The sequence below is a fragment of the Marinobacter sp. ES-1 genome (assembly GCF_000475255.1).
Taxonomy (GTDB): Bacteria; Pseudomonadota; Gammaproteobacteria; order Pseudomonadales; family Oleiphilaceae; genus Marinobacter; species Marinobacter vinifirmus.
On sequence record NZ_AXBV01000004.1, the window covers coordinates 1 to 4,449 of the forward strand.

5 protein-coding genes are annotated in these 4,449 nt (G+C 49.5%); all 5 read right to left on the reverse strand.

Features of this window, described 5'->3' with window-relative positions; translation table 11 throughout:
* Window positions 1–16: 16 nt before the first annotated feature.
* Window positions 17–616 (reverse strand): recombinase family protein, encoded by a 600-nt coding sequence (locus tag Q668_RS00475; RefSeq protein ID WP_022987612.1) that lies wholly within the window; start codon window positions 614–616, stop codon window positions 17–19.
* Between the two features lie 123 nt (window positions 617–739).
* Complete coding sequence (locus Q668_RS00480; RefSeq protein ID WP_022987613.1) at window positions 740–1,210, reverse strand: hypothetical protein; 471 nt, start codon at window positions 1,208–1,210, stop codon at window positions 740–742.
* A gap of 37 nt (window positions 1,211–1,247) precedes the next feature.
* The gene (locus Q668_RS16665) at window positions 1,248–1,670 is read right to left on the reverse strand and encodes a hypothetical protein (protein WP_081697519.1); all 423 of its coding nucleotides are present in this window, start codon (window positions 1,668–1,670) and stop codon (window positions 1,248–1,250) included.
* A complete protein-coding gene (locus Q668_RS00490; protein ID WP_022987615.1) occupies window positions 1,667–2,512 on the reverse strand; it encodes a hypothetical protein in 846 nt (281 codons plus the stop codon). Before Q668_RS00490 ends, Q668_RS16665 begins: the two co-directional genes overlap by 4 nt.
* An 825-nt stretch (window positions 2,513–3,337) precedes the next feature.
* Window positions 3,338–3,940 carry a conjugative transfer protein MobI(A/C) gene (gene mobI / locus Q668_RS00500; RefSeq protein WP_022987617.1) on the reverse strand — a complete coding sequence of 201 codons (603 nt, stop codon included), beginning with the start codon at window positions 3,938–3,940 and terminating at the stop codon, window positions 3,338–3,340.
* Window positions 3,941–4,449 lie beyond the last annotated feature (509 nt).

Below are 4,449 nucleotides of genomic sequence, written 5' to 3' on the forward strand. Positions count from 1 at the left end.
TGTGATGGGCGGACGCTTACACAGAGGCAATCAGGTGCCTGGAGCATCCCAGTATGTCCTGAATCTCGCTGTAGCTGTGGCCAGTGCGCAACAGACTGGCTACGTGCTGACGGCGTTTGATGTCTGGTTGCCGCCCTCGGTATTTGCCTTCGGCCCTGGCTTTACCAATTCCCTGGGACTGACGGCGGCGGCGATCCTCGTAATCTTTGCGGGCCACGGCGGCAAGCATATCGAGCATCATGGAGTTCACGGCTTGCAAGATAGAATCGGTGAAGCCGGTTTCATCCTTCCGATCCAGAGCCAGCCAGCTTGTGGGTAGTTCCGGTGAAACAATTGAAAGCCGTTTGGCGTTCAACTTTTGTTTCAGAGTATCCCAGTCTTTCTGTTTGAGACGGGCAAGACGGTCAATTTGTTCCACCAGAACAATATCGCCTTCACCGGACTCAGCAATCAGCCTCATCAGCTCAGGCCGGTGCAGAGTTGCTCCGGAAACATTCTCAGTATAGAAAGCTGCGATCCGGTGGCCGTGCTGTTCGGCAAATTGAATCAAAGACTCCTTTGCCCGATCGGCATTCTGTTCCCGGGTTGATGCTCTCAGGTAAGCTCGGATGAACATTTTTCTTTCTCAGTCTGCTATAGATGGTTCCGTGAGGCCGGTCTGTTTTAGATGGTTCTTTTGGTTATCTGCGGAGCTGGTTACCTGGTTCCGTTGATGTGTACCTTAACGGAACCAAGTTCATCATAAGTTTGAGCGCCATAAGGCGGTGCCGCAGGTTCTGCAGATGTGTTGGTTGTGGATGCCATAGCGGGTTATGCCCATTTGTTTAACCCATATCGATCGGTCACCGCAGTTATGGCACGCTTTAAATTCTTTTCCCTCGAAGCTCTCGGGGTGAGCTTTTCTGTAATCATCAATGGTATTGCCTTTGAGGAAATCGCGACCGGTTTCTTCAATTTGGTGTTTGATCTTTTTTTGAAAGTCGTCGACAAACTCATCAAGTTCCTTACCCGTTTGATCAATATGTTTACCGGTTAGCACATCCCAGAGCTGGCCAATGCCAAATAGAATGATGCGAAGTATTACCAGCCAAAACAGCACTACTAAAAGGTGGGGAAAGGACATAAAATCCTTAAACCACCACTCCAGAAGACCTCCGAGAGCGATAGTGCCGCCAAGATTCCATTCCCATCTCGGTATTCTTATGTTCATTTGATTGTCCCTTTTCAGAAGCTATCGTCTGTATGATTCAGGTTATACAGCTGTTGTCCGCACCGTACCGTACCAGCGGAATACGGACCTTGTAATGACTACAATCTGTGAGAGCTTCAAGTTGTTCTTCATGCAGAGAAGCAACCCGAAGAGGTGACCCTTGGTACTTCACTCTTGGATGGTCAAAGAATCGGAATACGCCATGGGGGATATCATCATCGTCATCAAGCCACTTCCGGAGAGTAAGATCGATGCACCAGCCATCCGGAAGCTCTATCCAGGAGTGGAGAAGAGTCACCATTCGACTATAGCGGTCTTCTACGAACCCAATTCGACACTGATGATATACAAAGGCCTGTGAAAGAAGATTGCTAATGACTGTGGTCAAACCAGTACTTTCCAGCGGCAGGTCCTCTAGTGCCCAAAGGGCGATTTCCAGTTCAGTGTGCCAAAGGCTCATAGGTTGGGCTCCTTAAACAGGAGCTGAGAGCCATTTTCGTAAATGATTGGGTAAGAAATTGATTCACCGCCCTGAAATACTACGTTGGGTGGAAAATATATAACCATCCAGGGTGGGAGTTCCTCGCTGATGGCTCGATAAAATTCGTCCATCGGGAAATCAGCAGTATCGCCAGACTGACGGAAGATAAATCGTGAATATTTTTCAGGATGATTGGCGGGGATGTTGTAACTCTCCAGCTCTCCACCGTGGACAAACGCAGGTGTTTTCCACTCATAGGGCTGCCGGATGTTGTAGGCAATAATGCATTCTCCGGCTCCACAGCCGTAGTGTTCGCTTTCAATTGACCAGAGCATTAATGGCCTGCCATCAATTTCAGGAACTTTGACGTCATTCAGCTTGCTGGCAGCCAGACTCATATCACCAGCAACAGCTTCAATTGCAGTGTCGACTGCTTCAACATATTTTTCATAAGCCTGGTTTTCATCGGACGCGACGGACTTCGGCATCCAACCAATCAAGCTTGGCCGAGCAGATGGCTTGTCCGGTGTACTCATGATGTCGGTAGCATTAAAAGCCAGGGTCTGTACGCCGGAGAGGTGTCTTAATGGTGCATCCAATGATGTCGCTAACCTGGTGATATCCAGAGCTCTACCAACCAAGCTGCGCCTGTAAGAAGTCGTGCCATCCGGTGAGTCCCGTAAATCCTGGTCATAAATACCTCCAGCGCGCGCCAAATTGAGCGCCCGTGATTGGTCCTGATCGTATGTGCGTGGGGTGGCTGCGCAACCGGCCAAAGTAGTGGCCAGTATTACGCAGCTGATAGTTTTCAGTTTGCGCATGATTACCTCCCTTTTTTTAAATAATCCCATGCACGAACTAAAATGCAAGCCTGAAAACTTTATTTTTATATAAAAATCAATGGTTTGTTCTGACGTAACAAAGTTGAGCTAGCGTGCTGTCAGTACAGTTTTACAGCGGTGAGATCGTGGTGATAATTACTGTGGTGTCGCCCAAAAGGATTCCCATAACCGTAACCAGGAGGCATGAGCTTTGAGAGAGTTTTACGTTCGTTACCGAGATACAGACTCAATGCCCGATCGGCTTGAGCGTTACGCCTCTGATCTGGGTATTGCACCCGAACAGCTCATTCGCCGTTTCATATCAGAAGGTATGGCGAAGGTTGAAGGCTCTGCCGGGCCTTCGGAGCCAGGAAAATCGCTCGCAGACTTTATGGTGAAGAATGGTGTCAGGAGGGCGGATCGGTAGGTTTGCTGCACTGGTTTCCGGTGCAATCGGTAGGTTTGTTGCACCGGTTCCTGGGGCGTTCGAGCCGTGGGTACAGCCAGAAAACACGGCCAGGCCGGCTCTTTGCAGCAAACCTACCGGTGCAAACTGTGTGATTTATAACCGGTGCAACAAACCTACTGAAATTGCTGCCTATTTTTTGACCGGTGTAGCAAACCTACCGATAGAGTGACCAGAATGCGATAAGCACCGCTAGAATCAGAATTCCCGCCGCTTCGCCTCGTTCTGTCGCTACAGAGTCGATAGAGTCCGTTGGCTTGCGGAAACGGAACCATGCCCCGTGCTCACGATTTGGGATTACCAGCATCTCGAATTTGCCGAGTTTCGCCAGCTCTGTCGCTGATACAGAATTGCCCATATTATTCACCGTCCGCTTCATCTTCTGCCTCCGCTGCACTCTCTACTTCCGGCTCACCGTAGGTTTGGTTCAGCAGCCTTTCGTACTCCCGCAGCCGGAATTTCATCTGCGTAAGTGCTGCAGATCTCTTCCTCAGCAGCTCGTAGCCATTTTCGGCCTCTTCAACCAGCTCTTTGAGCCAATCAGGATCTCGGGCGAAGTGATGCCGTGAGTATCTCATCTGATTGCCTTTCTTGAGATAGCGGGAGAATACCTTGGTCGTCGACTTCTTGCCCCCTTTATCCGGGTTGGGGTTCGGACGCTGGCGAAACCAGTCAAAGGCTACCGAACCCTTGTGCAACCGCGCCCTGGTTCCCAGGTACGTTTTTGCCTCGTCTGCACCATCACTTTCTCTAATGGCCTTGATGCCATCCCAATACGCATCCGCTATCTTTTGTCCTTGCAGAGCAATAATTCGCAGCTCTCTCTGGATCTGCTCGTGAATGCTCTGTATGAACAGTCTTGAGTCTTGATTAAGATCGTCCGCAGCGATGTAGAACCTTTTGTTTGCCATCTCAGGGCCGCTCTTTACCAACTGCTCAAGCTCATCTTGGCTGCCAAGCATCGCTTTCTCTCCAAAATACCCTTCCAGTTCCTCCCCACATAACTATCTATGTGGGGAACTCTGACCTTTTCCCCACATAAAGGGAGCCGCCACCAAAATGCTATCCCAACTTATTTCTTTGTCAAATATCAATCCCCAAAATTTGTGGGGAATGTACTACCATTTTTTAAATTTTTGGCATCCAATTTTTCATAGTAATTCCCCACAGAATGTGGGAGCTAGCTAATATCATTTCTTGAATGAGCGAGGGGGAATTTAGCGTTTGTGCTTGCAGGCCATAGGGGATGTACCCGCTCCTGACGACTGACTGAGCCATGCTGAAGATGGCGTATAGCTCGTAAATCCTCCAATTCGCCTTTTTCGAGCCCCTTTGCGCCCTTTTTGGGCAATTCCAGAGGCCACTGTTCGCTGGTCGCGTTCGCAGTACAGATCCATAACCCTTGTTAGAGCCTCTTAGCAGACTGTTTTGAGACCAATCACCCTTCGTGTGCATATTCCGGCCCATCGTG

Excerpts from the sequence above, each read along its gene's own strand:
- Q668_RS00475 (WP_022987612.1), bottom strand. The coding sequence starts at position 616 with ATGTTCATCCGAGCTTACCTGAGAGCATCAACCCGGGAACAGAATGCC.
- mobI (WP_022987617.1), bottom strand. The coding sequence starts at position 3,940 with ATGCTTGGCAGCCAAGATGAGCTTGAGCAGTTGGTAAAGAGCGGCCCT.
- Q668_RS00480 (WP_022987613.1), bottom strand. The coding sequence starts at position 1,210 with ATGAACATAAGAATACCGAGATGGGAATGGAATCTTGGCGGCACTATC.
- Q668_RS00490 (WP_022987615.1), bottom strand. The coding sequence starts at position 2,512 with ATGCGCAAACTGAAAACTATCAGCTGCGTAATACTGGCCACTACTTTG.
- Q668_RS16665 (WP_081697519.1), bottom strand. The coding sequence starts at position 1,670 with ATGAGCCTTTGGCACACTGAACTGGAAATCGCCCTTTGGGCACTAGAG.